We start from the raw sequence: 20,219 nt of genomic DNA on the forward strand, positions 1-20,219 counted from the left end.
CCGTTCCACCAGCCGCTTCACCGTCGTAGCGGCGTCGTCGCCCCACCTCCCCGCGCGAGGAGCCGCCACGCCATGGCCGAACACGCCGAGAACCCCGCCTACCCCGTAGGACTCCGTCTCTCCGGCAGGCGCGTCGTCGTCATCGGTGGCGGACAGGTCGCCCAACGGCGCCTCCCCGCGCTCATCGCGGCCGGAGCCGACATCCTTCTCGTCGCCCCGTCGGCGACCCCCTCCGTCGAGGCGATGGCCACCACCGGCGAGATCAGCTGGCAGCGGCGCCCGTACGAGGACGGTGACCTGGACGGCGCCTGGTACGCCCTGATCGCGACCGGTGACAAGGCGGCCAACGACCGCGCGTCCGCCGAGGCCGAGCGGAACAGGACCTGGTGCGTACGGAGCGACGACGCCGGAGCGGCCACCGCCTGGACCCCGGCCACCGGCCGCAGCGAGGGCGTCACCGTGGCCGTCCTCACCGGCCGCGACCCGCGCCGCTCGGCGGCCGTACGCGACGCCGTCGTGGAAGGCCTGCGTGACGGTACGCTCGCCGCCCCCCGCAACCGCGACCGCGCCGCGGGCGTCGCCCTGGTCGGCGGCGGCCCCGGCGACCCGGACCTGATCACGGTCCGCGGCCGGCGCCTCCTCGCCGAGGCCGACGTCGTCATCGCCGACCGGCTCGGACCGCGCGACCTCCTCGACGAACTGCCGCCGCACGTCGAGGTGATCGACGCCGCGAAGATCCCGTACGGCCGGTTCATGGCCCAGGAGGCCATCAACAACGCCCTCGTCGAACACGCCAGGGCGGGCAAGGCCGTCGTACGGCTCAAGGGCGGCGACCCCTTCGTCTTCGGCCGCGGCATGGAAGAGGCCCAGGCCCTCGCCGAGGCAGGCATCCCGTGCACCGTGGTGCCCGGCATCTCCAGCTCCATCAGCGTCCCCGGCGCCGCCGGAATCCCGGTCACCCACCGTGCCGTCGCCCATGAGTTCACCGTGGTCAGCGGCCATGTGGCGCCCGACGACGCGCGCTCCCTGGTCGACTGGCCGGCGCTCGCCAAGCTCCGCGGCACGCTGGTCGTCCTGATGGGCGTCGACAAGATCGGCGCCATCGCCGACACCCTGATCGCCCACGGAAAGGCCCCGGACACCCCGGTGGCACTGGTCCAGGAAGGGACCACGGCCACCCAGCGGCGGGTCGACGCGACACTCGCGACCGTGGGGGAGACGGCCAGGTCCGAAGGCGTACGGCCGCCCGCCGTCATCGTCATCGGCGCCGTTGTCGCCGTCGGACCGCACCACGACCGTCCGTGACCCGTTCCGTGCCCACCCGTTGGCACCCCACCCAGGACAAGGCAGTATCTCCCTGTGGCTGATCTCATCACCGTCGATGACCCCGAGGACCCGCGGCTGCGCGACTACACGGGCCTGACCGACGTCGAACTCCGGCGCAGGCGTGAGCCCGCCGAGGGCCTGTTCATCGCGGAAGGCGAAAAGGTCATCCGGCGGGCCAGGCTCGCCGGGTACGAAATGCGGTCCATGCTGCTGTCGGCGAAGTGGGTCGACGTCATGCGCGACGTCATCGACGAGGTCCCGGCCCCGGTGTACGCCGTCAGCCCCGACCTCGCCGAGCAGGTGACCGGCTACCACGTGCACCGCGGCGCACTGGCCTCCATGCAGCGCAAGCCGCTGCCGTCCTCGGACGAGCTGCTCGGGACGGCCCGCCGGATCGTGGTCATGGAGTCGGTCAACGACCACACCAACATCGGTGCGATCTTCCGCAGCGCGGCGGCCCTCGGCATGGACGCGGTGCTGCTCTCGCCGGACTGCGCGGACCCGCTGTACCGCCGCTCCGTCAAGGTCTCGATGGGCTCCGTCTTCGCCGTTCCCTACGCCCGGCTCGACACCTGGCCCCGAGGGCTGGAGTCGGTGCGGGAAGCGGGGTTCAAGCTGCTCGCGCTCACCCCGGACGAGAAGGCGTCGGTCATCGACGAGGCCGCCCCGCACCGCCTCGACCGGGTGGCACTGATGCTCGGCGCGGAGGGCGACGGTCTCTCCACCCAGGCGCTGGTCGCCGCCGACGAATGGGTGCGCATCCCCATGGCGCACGGCGTGGACTCGCTGAACGTCGGAGCCGCCGCCGCGGTGGCGTTCTACGCGGTGGCGACGGGCCGTCCGCAGAGCTGACCCGGCGGACCGCGGCGGCCCCGGTCAGAACTGCTGCGCGGCGGCGATCCCCAGCAGCACGATCAGCGTCACCACGACGAAGACGATCAGCCGCTGCCGCATCATCCGGGGGCTGGGCCCGGTCCGCCGCCCCGACGAGGTCGGACGGGCACCGGACTTGCCGGGACGGCTGCCCGCACCCGCCCCGGACCGGGTGGTGTTGCGCGACGGCGGTACGGGCCGGGCGCCGCCCCGGGCCGACGAGGGGCGCGAAGCCTGCGGCCGGGACGGCGGCGGGCCGTCCGCGCGCCGCTGGGGCTGCAGCTCGGTCTGCGGCGCGGCGAGCCGCCCCGTCGGCCGGTCGGCCTCCGACTCCCGCCGCTGTGCGGGCGTCCGCCCCTCCGAGAGACCCTGGGCCTCCCGGGCCGCGATCTCCTTGAGGCGCATGGAGAGTTGGAGGGTGGAGGGCCGGTCCTCGGGATCCTTGGCGAGGCATGCCCGGACCAGCGGGGCGAGGGCGTCGTGCACGTCGTACAGATGCGGCTCCTCGTGCACCACCCGGTACAGCATCACCTCGGAACTGCCGTGCCCGAAGGGCGAGTCGGCGGTCGCCGCGTACGCGAGCGTGGCCCCCAGCGCGAAGACGTCCGTCGCGGGGGTGACCGCCGCGCCGCGCACCTGCTCGGGAGCGAGGAAGCCGGGTGAGCCGACCGCCGTACCGACATGGGTGAGCGTGCTCGCCCCGGTCGCCCAGGCGATGCCGAAGTCGATGATCCTGGGGCCCTTGGGCGAGAGCAGGATGTTCGAGGGCTTCAGGTCACGGTGTACGACACCGGCCTCGTGCACCGCCACCAAGCCCTCGGAGAGAGCCGCGCCGATGGAGGCCACTTCGGCCGCCGACAGCGGACCTTCCTCGGCCACCTTGTCGTGCAGCGAAGGCCCCGGGACGTACTGCGTCGCGAACCACGGGCGGTCGGCCTCCAGATCGGCGGCCACCAGCCGGGCCGTGCACCCGCCCCTGATCCGCCGCGCCGCGGAGACCTCACGGGCGAACCTCGACCGGAACTCCTGATCCTCCGCCAGGTCCGGCCGGATCACCTTCAGCGCCACCCGCTGCCCGCGCCGGTCGGAGCCGAGGTAGACCACCCCCATACCGCCCGCGCCCAGCCGCCGGTGAAGCCTGAACGAGCCGACGACACGCGGATCCTCGCGCCGGAGCCGCATCATCGCCATGTCCATCCCCGCTGCCCGGTCCGTCTGACGAGGCACAGCTTACGTACCTGTGGGGCGGTGCGCTCATAGGCCGCGCCCTCACGATCCGGTCGATTGTCGCCACGGGGGCCGAAATCGTGAAGCGTGCTCAGGACGGCGCCGCTCGCGCCGCCTTGGCCGGGGCCGGATCTCAAAGCTCTCTCGGGGAAAGGGGATTGGGCGATCACAGGGTGTTCCGCACGCGAGAACCGGACCATCGGCGACCCCCACCCGCACCGCCGACGAGACCGCAGACCGGGCGGCCCGCCGGAGGGCCACGGCGGGCCGTTCGACGGGGGCGGAAGTGAGTGAAGTCACCCGCTCCCACCGCCCGGAGCCGACTCGGGCACCCCTGTTGCTGCCGGAACCCACCGCCGGGTCCCCTCCGGGATGACCCGCAGGCGTCGGCCCGGGTCTCCACCCAGGGGAGTAGGAGCACGCGGGGCGGCTCATCCTCCTGTAGGCCCGGGATTCGATACGCGGGCATGACGCCCGGCCCGCTTCCCACCCCTAGATTTGAGGTCAAGCGGCGGGTGCAGCACTCGTCCCCCGAGGTCGGTCACTCGCCGCTTGCCAAGTCGACGGGAGAGGGATCATGGCGGACACGGCAACGCGGACGGTTCTCCGCACGCAGGGGCGCAGGGCGTACGCCGCGTTCGGTGTCCGCCGGTCCGGCACCCGCCACCCGCTGGTGGCGACCGCCATGGTCCTTCCCCTCGCGGCCCTGCTCATGTTCGCCTTCGGCGGCTGGCAAGCAGTGGTCACACAGGCGTCGTCCGTGGGCGTGATGCTGGGGCGCTGAGCGGCGCCCCGGGCCCGGGAGAGCGGTCCGGGCCAGGGACATCCGGCCAACAACCCCGTGGGGACGGGGGTGCGGCGGACGGCAGCGTTTGTCCGGTCAGCTGGGGAGCTGACCGGACATCGCGCTGTCCGGCCCCACGCCCCGTCCGGACTCCCGGCCCCGTACCCGGCCGGGCGGCACGTAGGCTCCCCGGCGAGGGGCCCGTCCTGACCTGGGGGAGAACGTGACCGCACCCGCTCTCGTACGCGCGCTGGGCGCCGCCGCCGAGGGCGCCGCCCACCCCCGCCATCGGTCCTCGCCGCATGTCCCGTGCCCCGACTGCGGCCGGAACGCCACCGTTCTCGCGGACCGGCCGGACGGCACGGTCGTCCGGCACGGCAGGGCCGTGGCCAAGGCCCACGCCCCTGACACGGACACAGTCGCCCTCGCGGTACGGGTGGAGGCCGCCGCCCACCCCCTCCTCGCCGGCATCCTGCTGCCCCCGCTCGCGCCCCCCGCCGTCCACGCCGACGCCGGTCCCCTCACGGTCTGGCCCTACGGCGCCCCCGTCGACCCGACGGCCCCCGACGCAGCGCCCTGGGAGGAGGCCGCAGAGCTGCTCGCCCGGCTGCACACGGTGTCTCCCCACGCGCTTCCCGGCCCGCTGCCCCCGATGCGCGGCCCCGCGAAGGCGTCCCGCGCCCTGGCGAGGCTGCGGGCGGTCCCTCCCGGCCCGGCCGCCGAGCCCGTCCTGAAGGTGTGGCGCAACCTGCCGGCCTGGGCCCGCGGCGAAGCCCCCGCGCCCCGGAACACCCATCTCTGCCACGGCGATCTGCACCTGGGGCAGCTCGTCAGACATCCCGTGGCCCACGGGTCCTGGCAGCTGATCGACATCGACGACCTGGGGCTGGGTGACCCCGCCTGGGACCTGGCCCGTCCTGCGGCCTGGTACGCCGCGGGTCTGCTGGCGCCCGAGGCCTGGGGGCGGTTCCTGGCCGCCTACCGGTCGGCCGGTGGCCCCGCCGTACGCCCCGAGGGCGATCCCTGGACCGAACTCGACGTTCCCGCACGGGCGCTGACGGCGCAGACCGCCGCACTGGCACTGGCGAAGTCGGCCGCGGAATCCCGGTCCCTCGACGAGGCGGAGCGGCTGATGCTCGATTCCTGTGCCCGAATCGCCGCGCTCCCCCAGGAGTTGGCGGTGGGGGAGCCGTCGTAGGGTGAGGGCACTTGATCAAGACCGAGGAGTGGAGCCGAGCATGCAGTGTCCCAAGTGCCGTGCCCCGATGCACACGTACAACCGCAATGGCGTGCAGATAGAACAGTGCAGTGGCTGCCGGGGGATATTCCTCGACTACGGCGAACTGGAGTCGCTGACCCAGCTGGAGTCCCAGTGGGGCCAGCAGCCGCCCCCGCCCCCTGCCCCGCAGGCGTACCCCCCGCCGCAGGCGCCCGTCTGGGGAGCGCCGCAGCACGGCGGCGGCCACTACGAGGGACATCACGGCGGTCATCACGGCCACCGGAACAGGGGCTTCGGCCACATGCTCTTCTCTTCCTGACCAGCAGAAGAGCGAGAACGACAGAACCCCCGGCCGATGAACAGCCGGGGGTTCCGATCCGGTGCGCGATACTGGGATTGAACCAGTGACCTCTTCCGTGTCAGGGAAGCGCTCTCCCGCTGAGCTAATCGCGCGGGACAATCTGCGAGTACTGCGTGCTGCCGGTGCTTTCACACCTTACTGCGTGCGCGATACTGGGATTGAACCAGTGACCTCTTCCGTGTCAGGGAAGCGCTCTCCCGCTGAGCTAATCGCGCGGGTACGGACATCCCACCGTAGTGGGAGATCCAGTGGACGATACTGGGATTGAACCAGTGACCTCTTCCGTGTCAGGGAAGCGCTCTCCCGCTGAGCTAATCGTCCTTGGAGGTGGAGACGGGATTTGAACCCGTGTAGACGGCTTTGCAGGCCGTTGCCTCGCCTCTCGGCCACTCCACCAGGAGTGCGGGGGTTCGGGAAGATCCCCCGGTTCCTACGAGCGGACGACCAGGTTCGAACTGGCGACCTCAACCTTGGCAAGGTTGCGCTCTACCAACTGAGCTACGTCCGCTTGTCTGTTCCGGGGCGCTTGTGCGTCCCGGTGACGTGTTGAACTCTAGCGGATTCCCGGGCCAGCACAAAAACGCGTTTGCGCAGCGTGCTGCGGTGCGTTTGCTCCGGAGCGGCTCGCCGGTGGCCCGTCCTAGACTCGCTGGTGTGCACCGCCTCTTCCCGATGGCCCGCTTCGGCGGCCGTGTCGCCTGTGACCTGCGCGATGTCACCAGCGACCCCGCAGCGCTGGACTCCACAGGCTTCTGGGCGGTGGCCGCCGACTTCGAGGGGCGCCTGCGCTGTGCCCGCTTCGGGGACGTGCGTACGGAGCCGGTGCCCGCAGCGGTCCCCGGCCGGTGGCGCGGGCCGGCTGCCGGTGACTGGACGTCCTCGCTCGATCACGACGCATACACCTCAGGGGTCCGGCGCATCCGCGAGCACATCGCCGCCGGCGACGTCTACCAGGCCAATCTCTGCCGGGTACTGACCGCGCCGCTGCCCGACCCGGACACCGCGGACATCGACGCGCTGACCTCGCTGCTCGCCCGGGGCAACCCCGCGCCGTACGCCGGGACGATCCGGCTGCCCGCGCACGGGGTGGAGATAGCCACCGCGTCACCCGAGCTCTATCTGCGGCGCACCGGCCGGAGCGTCGAGTCCGGGCCGATCAAGGGCACGGGCCGCACCGCGGGGGACCTCCTGGAGAAGGACCACGCGGAGAACGTGATGATCGTCGACCTCGTGCGCAACGATCTCGGCCGCGTCTGCGCCACCGGCTCCGTCACCGTGCCGCAGCTCTGCGCCGTCGAGCCCCACCCCGGCCTCGTCCACCTGGTCTCCACGGTCCGCGGCGAACTCGCCGGCGGAACCGGCTGGGCGGAACTCCTCGCGGCCACCTTCCCGCCCGGATCGGTGACCGGAGCGCCCAAGTCGAGTGCCCTGGACATCATCGAGGCGCTGGAGACCGCACGCCGCGGACCGTACTGCGGGGGTATCGGCTGGGTCGACGCCGACCGCGGCACGGGCGAGCTGGCCGTCGGGATCCGTACGTTCTGGATCGACCGCACCGGTACCGGCAAGCCGGTCCTGCGCTTCGGTACGGGCGCCGGGATCACCTGGGGCTCGGACCCCGAGCGGGAGTGGGACGAGACCGAGCTGAAGGCCTCCCGGCTGCTCGCGATAGCGTCGGGGGCGAACGAGGCGATCGGAAGGACCACTCCATGAAGATCTGGGTCAACGGCGGGCTCCAGGACTCCGGCACCGCTCTGGTGTCCGTGCTCGACCACGGCCTGACCGTGGGTGACGGCATCTTCGAGACGGTCAAGGCGACGGGGGGAGGCACCTTCGCGCTCACCCGCCACCTCGACCGGCTGACCCGCTCCGCGCGCGGCCTGGGACTGCCCGACCCGGACCTCGACGAGGTGCGCCGCGCCTGTGCGGCCGTACTGGAGGCCAATCCGATGCCGCTCGGCAGGCTGCGGATCACCTACACGGGAGGTCTCTCCCCGCTCGGCTCCGACCGCGGTGACGCCGGACCCACCCTGGTCGTCGCCCTCGGCGAGACGAAACGCCGCCCCGACACCACCGCCGCCGTCACCGTCCCCTGGACGCGCAACGAGCGCAGCGCGCTGGCCGGGCTCAAGACCACCTCGTACGCGGAGAACGTCGTCGCGCTCGCCCGCGCGCACGAACACGGCGCGACCGAGGCGCTGTTCGCCAACACCGTCGGCGCGCTCTGCGAGGGCACCGGCTCCAACGTCTTCGTCGTCGTCGACGGCGAACTGCACACACCGCGCCTGGCCTCCGGCTGTCTGGCGGGGATCACCCGGGCCCTGGCGGTCGAGTGGACCGGGGCGCACGAGAGCGATCTGCCGTTCGACGTGCTGGAGCGGGCCGAGGAGATCTTCCTGACCTCGACCCTCCGTGACGTGCAGGCCGTCCACCGGATCGACGGGCGCGAACTGACCGAGGTGCCGGGCCCGGTGACCACGAAGGCCATGCGGATCTGGGACGAGCGCGCCGCGGACCAGCTGGATCCGTAGCGGCCCCGCTCGCCGGCTGGTCCATGCCGTCAAACCGGGTGACATGGCGACCCCGAGGCGGGTAGAAACCCCGTGATGACCACCACCCTGCGGCCGACCGGGCCGCTCCAGCAGGGCGCCGACGGCGCCAAGTCCCGCTCCTACCAGGTATGCGTGAACAGTCGCCCGGTGGGCGCCGTCGACCTCCGTACGGACGCGGACTTCGGCCCCACCTGCGCCGTCATCGGCGGACTGCGGATCGACGAGGCCGACCGCGGGCGGGGCCGGGCCACCGTGGCCGCGCTCGCCGCCGAGGAGGTACTGCGGGGCTGGGGCTGCACCCAGGTAGAGGCCTCGGCGCCGGCCGACGACACCGCGGCTGTCCGGATGGCCGCCTCGCTCGGATACACCGAACGCAACAGCAACATGATCAAGAAGCTGCCGGAACAGCCGCCCGCGCTCCCTTCGGATGTCGAGGTCCGCCGGATGAGCGAGGACGAGTTCCGGGGCTGGCTGGCCCAGGCCATCGAGGGCTACGCACGATCCTGGACAGACCGGGGCGTCTCCGTGGAGCAGGCCCGCGCCAAGTCCGAGGCCGACCACCGCAAGCTGTTGCCCGACGGCCTTGCCACCCCGGGAACGATCATCGACGTGCTGCTCCACGAGGCAGTGGTGGTCGGGTCCATCTGGATCGCGGAGAGGGAAGTGGACCCCGGCCGACGGGGGAGCTTCATCTTCGACGTCGAGGTCGAAGAGGCGTACCGGGGCCGCGGGCACGGCCGTTCACTCATGCTGCTCGCCGAGCGCGAGGCGATGGCGGCCGGGATGCCGCTGATCAAACTCAACGTCTTCGCGGGCAACACCCCGGCTGTCCGGCTCTACGAGTCACTGGGCTACGAGACGGTCCGGCGCCACTACTTCAAACAACTCGTCTAGCATCCAGCACCTGTGTGGAGCGGAACTACTCACCGCCCGCCGCGAGCAGCCGGTCCGCGATCTCCTCGATCCGCTCGCGCAGCCCCTGCTGGCTCTTGCCGCCGTCCAGGCGCTCGCCGCCGATGACATAGGTCGGGGTGCCCGTGACGCCGATGGCCTTGCCCTCCGCCTGGTCGGCGTCCACGGTCAGCATGTGCCGGCCGTCGATCAGTACGGTGTCGAACTCGTCGGCGTCCAGGCCCAGTTCACCGGCGATCTCCAGCAGGAGGGGCTCGCCCTGCGCTGCGAGCTCCTCGGTGCGGGCGAGCACGGCTTCCGTGTACGGCCAGCCCTGCCCCTGCTCGTACGCCTCCTCAGCGGCCTGGGCGGCGGCGTAGGCGTGCTGGTGCTTTTCGAGGGGGAAGTGGCGCAGCCGCACGTCCAGCCGGTCGCCGTAGCGGGCGCGCAGGGCGCGTACGTCTTCCAGGGCGCTGCGGCAGTCGGGGCACTGGAGCTCGCACCAGACGTCCAGGACGACGGGGCGGGCGGGGGAGGAGTCGCTCATGCGTACAGTCTCCCAGCCCCGTGGCGGCCCGCCGAACCGGGACCTGAGGAGGATGCGCCCCCGAGATGTCCCTGAGGTCGCCCCCGGGCGTGGCTTCTGCACCGCACTCCGGTGCAGGATGGAGGGGAGAGAGCACCCGCACGGCTGGAGGAGACCGGATGATTGCCGAGACCGTCTGTTCCGCGGTGTCCGCGGCAGGGCTGGGTATCGCTGCGATCACGGCGTACCGCAAGCGTTTCCTGTCGGCGACGCGTATCGCCGCGTACTCCCTGGTCCCGGTGGGGCTGGTCCTCACAGGTGTCGTCGGCTGGGTCTCCGACATGGTGTTCAAGCCGTCGGTCTGGCTGGGCTTCGGCCTGCTCGGGGTCGCCTGGCTGCTCTTCGCGACCACCAGGGCGGTCGAGCGGCGCTCCGGCGGTACGCGCAAGGAACGCAAGGCGGCCAGGGAGGCGCAGCGCGAGGCGGTCGCCCCGGCGGCTTCGGCGCCCTCGCTGCCGGGGCGCGAGGTGGCGGCGCCGTCCCGGTCCACGGCGCGGCCCGCGACGGAGCCGAGGCCGCAGCCCGCGGCTCAGCCCCGGTCGGCGGCCCCCAAGGAGGACTTCTCCGACATCGAGGCGATCCTCAAGAAGCACGGCATCTGACGCGGCGCCCGTCCTGCGGGGCGGGGGCCCGGACCGGGCCGTACGGGCGCGGCCGTCTCCTGACGCCGCGGGCCGTGGCCAGTTCCGGTGTCGACGGTGAGCGCCTTGGCCGTGGCCTCCTGGACGTTCACCACGGACCGGATGACGGCCGGGATCTCGGCCTCGATGGTGTGGCACTGGTCGAGCATGAAGCTGACCCGGGCCGCGGGCTCCAGGCCGCCGTTGCGCACCCTGACGCCCAACTTGAAACAGTGGGCGTACGCGGTGCCCCGGTCGGGGACGTCGGTGGAGTAGAAGGCGGGCTCGAACAGCTTGTACTCCAGCAGCATGCGCTGGTCGGCACCGAGCCGTTCGTACACCGTGCTCAGCGCCGGAACGGGTCGTACGGGCGTCCAGCATCCTGCCGTACTGATATCCGGTCGGCACACAATTGGCCGGGATGTCACGGGATCCGGCGAACTGCCCAGCAGGGTATGCGTGTTGGCCAGCGAAATGACCTTGGTTGCGCGATCATCGGCCCGAGATGCTGGATACCTCCCGGGACGATGTCACCGTCCCCACCCCTGCCCCTGAGCCGCGTGGCTGTCTTTTCGCGCTCTCTCAACCACCCCTGATGATCTTCCTCGGGGTGATCGGCTGTCTGCTGCTGATGGCGGCCGTGCACGATCTGTTCCTGCTGTGAGGGCGAACGTCAGCCCGCGGCGGCCTTGCGCCTCGCGCGGTAGGCGGCGACATGTAGCCGGTTGCCGCAGGTACGGCTGTCGCAGTAGCGGCGCGAGCGATTGCGTGAGAGGTCGACGAAGGCGTGCCCGCAGTCCGGCGCCTCGCAGCGCCGCAGCCGCTCCTGCTCGCCCGCGACGACGATGAAGGCCAGGGCCATACCGCCGTCGGCCGCCAGGTGGTCGGCGACGGACGCGCCGGGCGCGAAGTAGTGGACATGCCACTCGTAGCCGTCGTGATCGGTGAGCTGCGGGGTGGTGCCGGCGGCGGCGACGAGCTGGTTGACGAGTGCGGCAGCGATGTGCGGGCCGGGTGCGGCGAACACATCGGCGAACCGCTGCCGAACGCCGATCACGGCCTTCCGGTCCTCCTCGCAGAGGCTTCCCACGCCGCTCAGGTCGTACTGCTGCACGAATGCGTACAGTCCCTCGATGGCCGCGAGCGGGTCGGTCTCGGCGCCCTCCGGTGCGGTGTTCACCAGAGCGACCACCACGTCGAGGGCGATCCGGGTGTCGTGGGGGATCAGCACGATGCACTCCCTGGCCGGCGGCGGGCGGGCGCCCGCCGATGCTGGCCGACTCTAGCCGCTCGGGTCAGGAGCGCATCGAGCGCCGCCCCGCGGTGGATTCCGCGGGAGCGGCGCTCGGTGCCTGCCGTATGTGGTTGTCTGCGCGGTGCCGTCGCCCCGAGTCGGACAGCACCGGGCGTCTCGCAGCCTGGCTCAGCTTTCGGCCAGGATGTGCGAGAGCTCCGTGTCGAGATCGAAATGGCGGTGTTCCGTGCCGGGTGGCACGGCGGCGTCGGTCCGCTTCAGGAACGACTCCAGGGCCCTCGCTGGGGCTTCGAGCAGGGCTTCTCCTTCCGGAGAGCTCAGGGCGATGCAGACGACGCCCTGACCGTGGCTGCGCGACGGCCAGACTCGGACGTCGCCGGTGCCGGTGGGCCTGTGCAGACCCTCTGCGAGGAGATCGCGGGCGAAGACCCACTCCACGGTCTCTTCGGCTCCGGTGTGGAAGGTGGCATGCACGGCATAAGGATCGGCCGTGTCATACCGCAGGCCCGCGGGTACAGGCAGTGATGACTCGCTCGACACAACGAGGCGCAGGTGCAGCTCGCAGCTGACCGTGGTGTTCATAAGCGCCAGGGCCTTTCGCTCAGTGTGCGCTCGGGGATTCGCACGTCGGCGAAATCGACATGCCACCTACGGTGCCGTTGTAAACCCCTCTGACCGTTTTGTGGCTCTTGAGGTCGCCTGTATGGCGGAGTGCGGATTTATCCGGTTACTCCATTGCAGTGACGACGCGTGATCCGGTACCGGTCCGGACTGCTCCACGGGGTGGATTCGTATGACTGCGGAGAGTGGTGAGCGGTGGGAGTCGCGCGGCTCGCCGTTCGCCGCGTCCTCGCGGCGGGAGAATCCGGGGGTCTGTCACGGGGTGCGGCCGGCGCTGCGACCGACCGGGTGCGGTGAGCTGACCGGCGACGACCGGGTGGTCCGACGGGGTGTGGCCATGCGGTAATGTTTTCCTTGCACCCGGGCGATTAGCTCAGTGGGAGAGCGCTTCGTTCACACCGAAGAGGTCACTGGTTCGAACCCAGTATCGCCCACCACCCGGACCGCTGGCCCGGAGGTTTCCCACCTCCGGGCCGGCGGCGTTTCCCGTGACCTTCTCCGTCGTCCGGTGCGGGCCTTCTCTGAACGTTTCAACACCCGCCGGATGATGCGAGCCCGGCCCGTGGGCCGCCGCTCAGCGCATGCGCGCCAGCCGGTCCCGCAGCCGGCGCGCGTCGCGCAGCCGCTGTTCGTACGTCGCGCCCACCCCCAGCAGCAGAAGCCCCGCCAGGGCCGGTGCCAGCCAGCGGGGGAGTGCGCCGAGGACCTGGCCGATGTACGGCGCCAGCTCGTGCAGGGCGTCCAGCGCCAGCACCGCGCCGCCGAGCACGAGCAAGGCCTGCAGTCTCAGCCGCGCACCGGTCAGGGTGACGGCCAGCGCGGACACCCCCAGCAGGAGCGGACGCGGCCAGTACGGGTCGTCCTGGATGGCGAAGAGGCTGGGCGCGAACATCGCCACCAGGCCCGGCCCGTAGGCGGTCCAGGACGAAGCCTGCGGATCGCGGCGACGACGCAGCAGGCCGATCGCCAGCGCGGGCACGGCGACGGGCAGGGTGTACGCCTCCGGTACGGCGACCCCGGACGCCGAGAGCCGGATCCAGGTGGCCAGGACGAACAGGACGGGCGCCGCCGGGCCCACGGTGCGGCGCTCCGGGCGTACCGCGGTGCCCGCGACGATCACGGCGCACAGTGCCAGGACCGACGCGGCGGTCCCGGCGTCGCTCAGGGACAGCGCGATCGCCAGGAGGCCCGCGGCGGCCCCGGTGATCTCCACGGGCAGCGCGAGCGGGTGGTGGCGCAGCCGGGCGGCGAGCAGGGCAGCCGCGGCGGGAACCACCAGGACGAGCAACGACGTCCGGTGCAGGGGAAGTTCGAGGGCCGCGCCCGCCGCACCGGCCAGCCCGGTCGCGTACGCCACGGCCGCACAAGCAGCGACGGTCCTGACGAGCCGTCCGGTGGCCACCGCCGCAGCGACGGCGAAGAGGGCGAGAAGTATGCCGAGCACGGTGAACGTGGCGGGCCGGGCGGCCAGTGCCAGGAAGGTGACGGTGAGTGCCCCCGTCAGCGCGCAGGCGAGTGCCGAGGCGGTGAACGCGGCGCCCTCGGGCCCACCAGGTCCCGGACGGCCCGCGAGCGCGAGGCACGCCGCGGTCAGCGCCGTGTACAGCAGGACGGTCGCCGTATAGGGCAGCGCGAAGGCGACCGGCAGGACGAGGAGCGCCGCCCAGCCCAGGACGAGCGCGGAACAGGCGGCCCCGGTGCGCCATGTCCGCTCCGGTCCCGACCTGCGGCGGGCGAGGGCGAGGACCGCGGCGACGGTCAGCAGGGCCACCGGCGTCGCCGTCAGCCAGGGCCAGGCCCCGGACAGCTCCGCGGACCGGGGAGCCCCGGTCCAGGATCTGCCCGCCCAGGAGAGCGGTGTCACCACCGCGAGCAGGACCGGCGGCAGTGCCCAGACGGTCACCGCGGTCTGCACCCCGGCCGAAGCGCCGGTCAGCCCCCGCACCACGGGTCGCGGGAGCCGGGTGCGTACGGCCGCCAACAGGGCAACGGCGCACAGCAGATGGACGACCGGCTCCCAGGTATCCGGGCAGACGGTCCGCGCCACCCCGCCGACCGCCGCGACGGCGGCCAGCCCGGCGACCGCGGCGGGAAGGGGCGAGGACATCCGCCGGGCGGCGAACAGTGTGAGGACGGCAGCCGTCAGCAGCAGCGCCCCCGGAGCCGCCGCGTCGGCCGCCGTGTCCGCGTCGAAGGACAGCAGCCCGGCGGTCAGCAGGGCCCCGGCGCCCGTCAGTCCGGCGCCGGCGCAGCCGCAGAGGCGCACCGCGGCGCCCTTGCCCCACCAGGCGATCGCTCCGCCCACGACAGCTGTCAGCAGCAGCGCCCAGCTCGTCGTCAGCGCACCTGCGCCGACCGCGACCGACCACAGCGGCAGCGGCAACTGGGCGGCGACCGCCGCGGCGGGCAGCGGCAGCCCGAGGCGGCCGAGGACTGAGCCGTACCCGGCCCAGAGGAGGGCCAGTACGGCCGCGGCGCCCGCGGCGAAAGCGGCCCCGCCGGTGTCCGCGGCGGAGACCCGGTGCCACGCGTACGCGTCGAGGACCGTCAGCGCCAGACCGAGCCCGGCCAGCGCTTCGGCCGTCGAGGCGAGACCGCGGCGCAGCAGCGGGACCGGGGACACCAGGGCCAGGGAGGTCAGCACGCCCAGGACGCCGGCCCGGCCTCCGATGCCCAGATGGCCCCAACTGACCACGGTGAACGCGATCGCCGCGATCGTGAGCAGCAGCCCGCCGAGCGCCAGCAGCAGATTCTGCACGCCCGGCGGCGAGGTCTCGGGGCGCGGCGCCGCCCAGGCGGACCGGGGGACCGCGGGGCTCGGCGGGGCCTGCGGCCGGGGGACCCGCGACTGCAGGACGCTGATCAACCACGCCCTGCGGGCCAGCAACTGGGCTCTGCGTGCGTCGAGTTGCGCCAGCTCGTGGTCGAGGAACGCCAACTCCTCGGCCGGTGGCGGAACGTTCTCCATGGTCCAGGAGTGTGGTCCGGGAACACCCGGCACGTATGCGCCCGAATACTCAGGCCGCGCTGAGTAGGTACGTACTCCCGCGACGGGCGGGGACGCTGCCGCCCGGCGGTCCTCAGGAGTTTGAAGGAAGCCCGGCGGGCCCTGTATGGTTCAGTCCGTTCCCGGGCGATTAGCTCAGTGGGAGAGCGCTTCGTTCACACCGAAGAGGTCACTGGTTCGAACCCAGTATCGCCCACCGGGAAAGGCCGGTCCGTCATCGACGGACCGGCCTTTTGTATGCCACGGCGGCCGGACGTGGTGGAGCGGGCTGTACCCCGGTCCGGGTGCGCGCACCATGGTCCGGCCGGATCCGGCTGCCTAGCGTGAGGGGTATTCCGACCCTCACGAAGGAGTCCTCCTATGACCTCCGTGTCCAAGTCCCTGCTGTGGCTGCTCCTGATCGCCGGCCTCGCGGGCAACGTCTTCCTGAACTTCGCCGTGGAGGACGGCCCGCTGCAGATCGTGCTGGGCGCGCTCTGCGGGGTGTGCGCCCTGGGGGCGATCGCCGGGCTCGTCGTCCGGCACAGGGCCCGCTGACGCCACCCCGGGTCGCACGGGGTCAGGCCACCGCGGACAGTTCGGTCCGCAGCGGCCACGCGGGATCCACGGCCTCCGGGGTTCCCTGGCGGGTGAACCAGGCCTGGAGACCACGGGCCTGGGCCGCGTGCCAGCTCGTCTGGAGCGCGTGCAGTTCACCCGGCGTCAGCCGCTCCAGACCGGCGGCGAACCGGCGCCCTATCGCCCGTACCAGCTCCAGCGAGGCCGTCGCGTCCGCCGCCGCGTCGTGGGCGCCGTCCAGCGGGATCTCGTACTGCTCGCACAGATCGGTCAGGGCGCGGTGGCCCTTGCGGTAGCGGTCCAGGTGCGTGTCGAGGACGCTCGGGTCCAGGACGCGCAGCGGTGACTCACCCAGGTACCGGTCCAGCGACGAGGCGCGGTGGCGCCTCAACTCCCGGTCCAGCAGGGTGAGATCGAAGGGGGCATCCATGACGACCAGGGGGCGTCCCGCGGCGCACTGCTCAGCTATCCCCTTGGCTATCTCCGCGACCACGGGCGACGGCCAGCGGCCGTTGCGCTGCAGATGGAGATCGGTCAGCCCGTGTATCCCGGTGGCGCCCGCGGGCACCGGGACCCCCGGGTTCACCAGCCAGCGGGTGATGCGGGGCCGCCCTCCCGGGGCGTCCTGGAGGATCAGCGCGGCAGAGACGATGCGGTCCCTCTCGACGTCCACGCCCGTCGTCTCGGTGTCAAAAGCGGCCAGAGGTCCTTCGAACCAGCACGGCATGTCCCAACTCCTCGCGCTCACTCGGCAGATGGCGTGCGACAGCTGCACGATTCGGTGATACCCGGCTGTTTGCCGCATACGCCCGCCCGGGACGACCCGGGTGGGCCGCGCCCGCCCCGGGATCGCGCGGACGGCGAAGCCGCGATCGTGGCGCAGCTCACATCCGGCTGCGGATCGCACCGGCTCGCGCGGGTGGGGACGCACAACCGTTTCGCAAACCGCGCCCCGGGCTCGGTACGATTCAGACGCGCAGCGTTCCGCTGGCGCACCCCCTGAGTCAGGAGAGACCGGTGTCAGACGTCCGTGTGGTCATCCATCGCGATTCCGAGCGGGAAGAGCGCGTGGTGACGACGGGCACTACGGCAGCCGAGCTCTTCACCGGCGAGCGCAGCATCGTGGCGGCCCGGGTGGCCGGTGAGCTGAAGGACCTGTCGTACGCCGTGGTCGACGGCGACGAGGTCGAGCCCGTCGAGATCTCCTCCGAGGACGGCCTGGCCATCCTGCGCCACTCCACCGCGCACGTCATGGCCCAGGCCGTGCAGGAGCTCTTCCCCGACGCGAAGCTCGGCATCGGCCCGCCGATCAAGGACGGCTTCTACTACGACTTCGACGTCGAGCGGCCGTTCACCCCCGAGGACCTCAAGGTCATCGAGAAGAAGATGCAGGAGATCCAGAAGCGCGGCCAGCGCTTCTCGCGCCGGGTCACCACGGACGAGGCCGCCCGCGAGGAGCTGGCCTCCGAGCCGTACAAGCTGGAACTCATCGGCCTCAAGGGCTCCGGCGCGGTCGAGAACGCCGACGACGGCGCGAATGTCGAGGTGGGCGGCGGCGAGCTGACCATCTACGACAACCTCGACCCGAAGACCGGCGAACTGTGCTGGAAGGACCTCTGCCGGGGGCCGCACCTGCCGACCACCCGGAACATCCCGGCGTTCAAGCTGATGCGCAACGCCGCCGCCTACTGGCGCGGCAGCGAGAAGAACCCGATGCTCCAGCGCATCTACGGCACCGCGTGGCCGACCAAGGACGAGCTGAAGGCGCACCTGGAGTTCCTGGAGGAGGCCGCCAAGCGCGACCACCGCAAGCTCGGCAACGAGCTGGACCTCTTCTCCTTCCCCGACGAGATCGGCCCCGGTCTCGCGGTCTTCCACCCCAAGGGCGGCATCATCCGCCGGGCCATGGAGGACTACTCGCGGCGGCGCCACGAGGAGGAGGGCTACGAGTTCGTCTACAGCCCGCACGCGACCAAGGGCAAGCTCTTCGAGAAGTCCGGCCACCTGGACTGGTACGCCGACGGCATGTACCCGCCCATGCAGCTCGACGACGGGGTGGACTACTACCTCAAGCCGATGAACTGCCCGATGCACAACCTGATCTTCGACGCGCGCGGACGTTCCTACCGTGAACTGCCGCTGCGCCTCTTCGAGTTCGGCACGGTGTACCGGTACGAGAAGTCGGGTGTCGTCCACGGCCTGACCCGCTCGCGCGGCTTCACCCAGGACGACGCGCACATCTACTGCACCAGGGAGCAGATGGCGGAGGAGCTGGACAGGACGCTCACCTTCGTCCTGAACCTGCTGCGCGACTACGGCCTGACCGACTTCTACCTGGAGCTCTCCACCAAGGACCCGGAGAAGTTCGTCGGCTCGGACGAGGCGTGGGACGAGGCCACCGAGACGCTGCGCCAGGTCGCCGAGAAGCAGGGCCTGCCGCTGGTCCCGGACCCGGGCGGCGCCGCGTTCTACGGCCCGAAGATCTCGGTGCAGTGCAAGGACGCCATCGGCCGCACCTGGCAGATGTCGACCGTGCAGCTCGACTTCAACCTGCCGGAGCGCTTCGACCTGGAGTACACCGGCCCGGACGGCACCAAGCAGCGCCCGGTCATGATCCACCGTGCCCTGTTCGGTTCCATCGAGCGCTTCTTCGCGGTGCTCCTGGAGCACTACGCGGGCGCCTTCCCGGTCTGGCTGGCCCCGGTCCAGGCGGTCGGTATCCCGATCGGCGACGCGCACATCCCGTACCTCCAGGAGTTCGCCGCCAAGGCGAAGGCCAAGGGGCTGCGGGTCGACGTGGACGCCTCGTCGGACCGGATGCAGAAGAAGATCCGCAACCAGCAGCGGGCCAAGGTGCCCTTCATGATCATCGCGGGTGATGAGGACATGGCCAACGGCGCCGTGTCGTTCCGCTACCGCGACGGATCGCAGGAGAACGGCATCCCGGTCGAGGACGCCATCGCCAAGATCCAGAAGGCCGTGGAGGACCGCGTCCAGGTCTGATCCGCGCCGTGCGGGAGGCCTCCGGAGAGCTACTGGCTCTCCGGAGGCCTCTTCTCGTCCTCCCGTGCGAACACCTGCAGCAGCCACGAGGAGAACGAACCGGTCACCGCTCCCAGCAGCGCGATACCGCACCCCATCATGGCCACGGCGATCACGCGTCCCCATGGCGTCACCGGGGTCACGTCGCCGTATCCGACCGTCGAGAGAGTGGCGGCGGCCCACCACACGGAGTCCCCGAAGGTACGGATGGTGGCGCCGGGTGCGGAGTGCTCGCAGTTGTAGACGGCGAGGGCGCCGGCGAAACCGAGCAGCAGGGCCGACAGGCCCGCATAGGAGATCACCCGGCCCTGGAGGCTCAGCCGCGGCTCCTCCCGCCTCTGCTGTACGGCGGTGTAGATCTTCACCAGACGCAGGGGCCGCAGCAAGGGCAGGATCAGCACCACCGTGTCCAGCCAGTGCGACCGCACGAAGCGCACGCCCTGGCGGCTCAGTACCAGCCGCACCGCGTAGTCCGCCGCGAAGACCAGCCAGGTCGCCAGGGTCAGGGCGAGGGCGAGGTCCCGCCAGACCGGGTCGGCTCCCCGCGCCAGTACGCGGACCGCGTAGCAGGCGAGAAAGAGCAGCGAGGCCGCGAACAGCGGCCCTTCCGTGCGCTGTTCCCAGCGGGGCAGCCGCCTGTCGGGCTCCGGGAGGTCCATCGGCACAGCATCGCCGCAGTGTCTGCCCCCGGTGCCCCGGCGACACGTTCCGAACGGGGGAAGCCATATGCTGCACTGCATGACGAGTGAGCCGGAGCAGCAGATCGGAGTGGGGACGCAGGACGCGTTCCAGCGCCTGTGGACGCCCCACCGGATGGCGTACATCCAGGGGGAGAACAAGCCGAGCGGGTCGGACTCGGGCGACTGTCCGTTCTGCTCGATCCCGTCGAAGTCGGACGAGGACGGGCTCGTCGTCGCGCGCGGGCAGCATGTGTACGCGGTGCTCAACCTCTACCCGTACAACGGCGGGCACCTCATGGTCGTGCCGTTCCGCCACGTCGCCGACTACACGGACCTGGACGCCGCGGAGACCGCCGAGCTGGCCGAGCTGACCAAGCGGGCGATGACCGCGCTGCGCACGGCTTCCGGTGCGCACGGGTTCAACATCGGTATGAACCAGGGGGAGTCCGCAGGGGCGGGCATCGCCGCGCACTTGCATCAGCACGTCGTGCCCCGCTGGGGTGGCGACACCAACTTCATGCCGGTCGTCGGGCACACCAAGGTGCTGCCGCAGCTGCTGGCCGACACCCGGGCGATGCTCGCCGCCGCCTGGCCGGAGTGAGCGGGCCCCGGGGCCG

21 protein-coding genes, 7 tRNA genes and 1 pseudogene are annotated in these 20,219 nt (G+C 71.7%); 16 read left to right on the forward strand and 13 right to left on the reverse strand.

Annotated features, from left to right (window positions below; translation table 11 throughout):
• Positions 1 to 72 precede the first annotated feature (72 nt).
• Positions 73 to 1,305, forward strand: a complete 1,233-nt coding sequence (gene cobA / locus NBY69_RS23990; protein ID WP_250303383.1) for a uroporphyrinogen-III C-methyltransferase — start codon at positions 73 to 75, stop codon at positions 1,303 to 1,305.
• Positions 1,306 to 1,359: 54 nt separating this feature from the next.
• Positions 1,360 to 2,178, forward strand: coding sequence for an RNA methyltransferase (locus NBY69_RS23995; protein ID WP_250303385.1), 819 nt, complete (start codon positions 1,360 to 1,362; stop codon positions 2,176 to 2,178).
• Between the two features lie 24 nt (positions 2,179 to 2,202).
• Here the strand turns inward: NBY69_RS23995 and NBY69_RS24000 are convergent, their stop codons facing one another.
• Positions 2,203 to 3,390, reverse strand: a complete 1,188-nt coding sequence (locus tag NBY69_RS24000) for a serine/threonine-protein kinase (protein WP_250303640.1) — start codon at positions 3,388 to 3,390, stop codon at positions 2,203 to 2,205.
• A 613-nt stretch (positions 3,391 to 4,003) separates the two neighbouring features.
• Between NBY69_RS24000 and NBY69_RS24005 the strand changes: the two genes are divergently transcribed.
• From NBY69_RS24005 to NBY69_RS24015, 3 genes are all read left to right on the forward strand, one after another.
• Positions 4,004 to 4,210 carry a hypothetical protein gene (locus NBY69_RS24005; protein ID WP_250303389.1) on the forward strand — a complete coding sequence of 69 codons (207 nt, stop codon included), beginning with the start codon at positions 4,004 to 4,006 and terminating at the stop codon, positions 4,208 to 4,210.
• Between the two features lie 223 nt (positions 4,211 to 4,433).
• Positions 4,434 to 5,408 (forward strand): phosphotransferase family protein, encoded by a 975-nt coding sequence (locus NBY69_RS24010; RefSeq protein WP_250303391.1) that lies wholly within the window; start codon positions 4,434 to 4,436, stop codon positions 5,406 to 5,408.
• 40 nt (positions 5,409 to 5,448) lie between these two features.
• Positions 5,449 to 5,748 carry a zf-TFIIB domain-containing protein gene (locus NBY69_RS24015; RefSeq protein ID WP_250303392.1) on the forward strand — a complete coding sequence of 100 codons (300 nt, stop codon included), beginning with the start codon at positions 5,449 to 5,451 and terminating at the stop codon, positions 5,746 to 5,748.
• A 62-nt stretch (positions 5,749 to 5,810) separates the two neighbouring features.
• Here the strand turns inward: NBY69_RS24015 and NBY69_RS24020 are convergent.
• From NBY69_RS24020 to NBY69_RS24040, 5 genes are all read right to left on the reverse strand, one after another.
• Positions 5,811 to 5,882 (reverse strand) — tRNA-Val (locus NBY69_RS24020).
• Positions 5,883 to 5,933: 51 nt separating this feature from the next.
• Positions 5,934 to 6,005: transfer RNA gene (locus tag NBY69_RS24025), tRNA-Val, on the reverse strand.
• A gap of 34 nt (positions 6,006 to 6,039) precedes the next feature.
• Positions 6,040 to 6,111: transfer RNA gene (locus NBY69_RS24030), tRNA-Val, on the reverse strand.
• Position 6,112: 1 nt separating this feature from the next.
• A tRNA-Cys gene (locus NBY69_RS24035) sits at positions 6,113 to 6,186 on the reverse strand.
• 39 nt (positions 6,187 to 6,225) lie between these two features.
• A tRNA-Gly gene (locus NBY69_RS24040) sits at positions 6,226 to 6,298 on the reverse strand.
• Positions 6,299 to 6,444: 146 nt separating this feature from the next.
• Here NBY69_RS24040 and NBY69_RS24045 point away from each other — a divergent pair.
• The 3 genes from NBY69_RS24045 to NBY69_RS24055 all read left to right on the forward strand — a co-directional run bounded on the left by NBY69_RS24045 (position 6,445) and on the right by NBY69_RS24055 (position 9,236).
• Positions 6,445 to 7,503 carry a chorismate-binding protein gene (locus NBY69_RS24045; protein WP_250303395.1) on the forward strand — a complete coding sequence of 353 codons (1,059 nt, stop codon included), beginning with the start codon at positions 6,445 to 6,447 and terminating at the stop codon, positions 7,501 to 7,503.
• The gene (locus NBY69_RS24050; protein ID WP_250303396.1) at positions 7,500 to 8,321 is read left to right on the forward strand and encodes an aminotransferase class IV; all 822 of its coding nucleotides are present in this window, start codon (positions 7,500 to 7,502) and stop codon (positions 8,319 to 8,321) included. Before NBY69_RS24045 ends, NBY69_RS24050 begins: the two co-directional genes overlap by 4 nt.
• 75 nt (positions 8,322 to 8,396) lie before the next feature.
• On the forward strand, positions 8,397 to 9,236 hold the full coding sequence (locus NBY69_RS24055; RefSeq protein WP_250303398.1) for a GNAT family N-acetyltransferase: 840 nt from the start codon (positions 8,397 to 8,399) through the stop codon (positions 9,234 to 9,236).
• A 25-nt stretch (positions 9,237 to 9,261) separates the two neighbouring features.
• On the opposite strand, the gene NBY69_RS24060 is transcribed toward NBY69_RS24055, so the two are convergent.
• Positions 9,262 to 9,780 (reverse strand): DsbA family protein, encoded by a 519-nt coding sequence (locus tag NBY69_RS24060; protein WP_250303399.1) that lies wholly within the window; start codon positions 9,778 to 9,780, stop codon positions 9,262 to 9,264.
• Between the two features lie 158 nt (positions 9,781 to 9,938).
• On the opposite strand from NBY69_RS24060, the gene NBY69_RS24065 reads away from it, so the two are divergent.
• On the forward strand, positions 9,939 to 10,421 hold the full coding sequence (locus NBY69_RS24065) for a hypothetical protein (protein WP_250303401.1): 483 nt from the start codon (positions 9,939 to 9,941) through the stop codon (positions 10,419 to 10,421).
• An 89-nt stretch (positions 10,422 to 10,510) separates the two neighbouring features.
• Here NBY69_RS24065 and NBY69_RS24070 read toward each other — a convergent pair.
• Positions 10,511 to 10,804 (reverse strand): annotated as a pseudogene (locus NBY69_RS24070) (hypothetical protein); the annotation flags it as partial.
• Positions 10,805 to 10,944: 140 nt separating this feature from the next.
• Between NBY69_RS24070 and NBY69_RS24075 the strand changes: the two are divergent.
• Positions 10,945 to 11,103, forward strand: coding sequence for a hypothetical protein (locus NBY69_RS24075; RefSeq protein ID WP_250303403.1), 159 nt, complete (start codon positions 10,945 to 10,947; stop codon positions 11,101 to 11,103).
• 9 nt (positions 11,104 to 11,112) lie between these two features.
• Here NBY69_RS24075 and NBY69_RS24080 read toward each other — a convergent pair whose 3' ends face one another.
• Both NBY69_RS24080 and NBY69_RS24085 read right to left on the reverse strand, forming a co-directional pair.
• Positions 11,113 to 11,670, reverse strand: a complete 558-nt coding sequence (locus NBY69_RS24080) for a CGNR zinc finger domain-containing protein (RefSeq protein WP_250303406.1) — start codon at positions 11,668 to 11,670, stop codon at positions 11,113 to 11,115.
• A gap of 192 nt (positions 11,671 to 11,862) precedes the next feature.
• Complete coding sequence (locus NBY69_RS24085; RefSeq protein ID WP_003959770.1) at positions 11,863 to 12,276, reverse strand: SsgA family sporulation/cell division regulator; 414 nt, start codon at positions 12,274 to 12,276, stop codon at positions 11,863 to 11,865.
• Positions 12,277 to 12,487: 211 nt separating this feature from the next.
• On the opposite strand from NBY69_RS24085, the gene NBY69_RS24090 reads away from it, so the two are divergent.
• The gene (locus NBY69_RS24090; protein ID WP_250303407.1) at positions 12,488 to 12,661 is read left to right on the forward strand and encodes a hypothetical protein; all 174 of its coding nucleotides are present in this window, start codon (positions 12,488 to 12,490) and stop codon (positions 12,659 to 12,661) included.
• 16 nt (positions 12,662 to 12,677) lie between these two features.
• Positions 12,678 to 12,752: transfer RNA gene (locus NBY69_RS24095), tRNA-Val, on the forward strand.
• Between the two features lie 137 nt (positions 12,753 to 12,889).
• Here NBY69_RS24095 and NBY69_RS24100 read toward each other — a convergent pair.
• Positions 12,890 to 15,283, reverse strand: coding sequence for an SCO7613 C-terminal domain-containing membrane protein (locus tag NBY69_RS24100; RefSeq protein ID WP_250303411.1), 2,394 nt, complete (start codon positions 15,281 to 15,283; stop codon positions 12,890 to 12,892).
• 163 nt (positions 15,284 to 15,446) lie between these two features.
• Here NBY69_RS24100 and NBY69_RS24105 point away from each other — a divergent pair.
• Both NBY69_RS24105 and NBY69_RS24110 read left to right on the forward strand, forming a co-directional pair.
• Positions 15,447 to 15,518: transfer RNA gene (locus tag NBY69_RS24105), tRNA-Val, on the forward strand.
• A gap of 164 nt (positions 15,519 to 15,682) precedes the next feature.
• The gene (locus tag NBY69_RS24110; protein WP_250303412.1) at positions 15,683 to 15,859 is read left to right on the forward strand and encodes a hypothetical protein; all 177 of its coding nucleotides are present in this window, start codon (positions 15,683 to 15,685) and stop codon (positions 15,857 to 15,859) included.
• A gap of 22 nt (positions 15,860 to 15,881) precedes the next feature.
• Here the strand turns inward: NBY69_RS24110 and NBY69_RS24115 are convergent, their stop codons facing one another.
• Positions 15,882 to 16,607: an exonuclease domain-containing protein gene (locus NBY69_RS24115; protein WP_250303413.1), complete on the reverse strand. Its 726-nt coding sequence runs from the start codon at positions 16,605 to 16,607 to the stop codon at positions 15,882 to 15,884.
• A gap of 290 nt (positions 16,608 to 16,897) precedes the next feature.
• Here NBY69_RS24115 and thrS point away from each other — a divergent pair, with 290 nt between their 5' ends.
• Positions 16,898 to 18,883 carry a threonine--tRNA ligase gene (thrS, locus tag NBY69_RS24120; protein WP_250303420.1) on the forward strand — a complete coding sequence of 662 codons (1,986 nt, stop codon included), beginning with the start codon at positions 16,898 to 16,900 and terminating at the stop codon, positions 18,881 to 18,883.
• Positions 18,884 to 18,912: 29 nt separating this feature from the next.
• Here thrS and NBY69_RS24125 read toward each other — a convergent pair whose 3' ends face one another.
• Entirely contained in the window at positions 18,913 to 19,581 is a 669-nt protein-coding gene (locus tag NBY69_RS24125; protein WP_250303421.1) for a potassium channel family protein, read from the reverse strand.
• Positions 19,582 to 19,648: 67 nt separating this feature from the next.
• Between NBY69_RS24125 and NBY69_RS24130 the strand changes: the two genes are divergently transcribed.
• Positions 19,649 to 20,203, forward strand: coding sequence for an HIT domain-containing protein (locus NBY69_RS24130; RefSeq protein ID WP_250303423.1), 555 nt, complete (start codon positions 19,649 to 19,651; stop codon positions 20,201 to 20,203).
• The last annotated feature ends 16 nt before the right edge of the window (positions 20,204 to 20,219 follow it).

The organism is Streptomyces sp. A 4/2 (assembly GCF_940670765.1).
GTDB lineage: Bacteria > Actinomycetota > Actinomycetes > Streptomycetales > Streptomycetaceae > Streptomyces.